This is a genomic window from Caulobacter sp. (genome assembly GCF_017744445.1).
Taxonomy (GTDB): domain Bacteria; phylum Pseudomonadota; class Alphaproteobacteria; order Caulobacterales; family Caulobacteraceae; genus Caulobacter.
Genome location: NZ_JAGIBH010000079.1, coordinates 1 through 770, shown reverse-complemented (window position 1 = coordinate 770; position 770 = coordinate 1). Strand labels below are relative to the sequence as shown.

Below are 770 nucleotides of genomic sequence, written 5' to 3'. Positions count from 1 at the left end.
ACGGCGTCAGCCCCGCCGACATGCCCTACATCTTCCCCAACTGGGCCAACTGGAATGGTGGCGGCCGCGGGCCCGTGCCGCTGTTCGGCTAGAACTCAAGGGGCTGGCGGGTCGATCCACCGGCCCATTTTCCTTACCCTATAAACGCCCAACGCCTTCAAAAGGCCCGGAAGGCCGCCATCCTTAAGGACGCCCTCATCGACAGGCGTCACGATGCGATCGCTGCTTATATCCGCTTTCCTACTTCTAACCTGTGCTGGCGAAGCCCAGGCCGCGAGCGCAAGACAGAGCCCTTCCATTGAGGCGTTCGTCGATCGGATCACGTGGGGGCGGACCACCGAGAGCGTTGCGTCCGCCACGAGCTTGGGGATCGATCGCTGGCTCGATGCCCAACTTCAATCGAACTCGTCGCCGCAACTCCCTCCATCCGTACAAGCTCAGATCGACGCGCTACGGATTTCACGCATGCCAATCGCGCAACTCGCCGCGGAGATGGATGCTCAAAACAAGGCGGCGGCGCTGATCCAAGATCCGCCCAAGCGGCAATCGGCGCAAAAGGCCTATCAAATGGCGATGCGCGCTCTTCGGGAAGAAATCACCACAAGATCTCTACTTCGCGATCTCTACTCTCCCGCCCAACTGCAAGAACAGATGACGTGGTTCTGGTCCAACCACTTTAACATTCTTGCCGAAAAGCGCGACATCCGGACGATGCTGGGCGATTACGAGGATAATGCGATCCGGCCGCACGCCTTGGGCAAGTTCAGGAG

General features: G+C 59.9%; 1 protein-coding gene. It reads left to right on the top strand.

The annotated features are described in order from the left end of the window. Positions 1-213 precede the first annotated feature (213 nt). The coding region (locus J7528_RS23725; protein ID WP_291879783.1) for a DUF1800 family protein at positions 214-770 on the top strand (557 nt) is incomplete at its 3' end.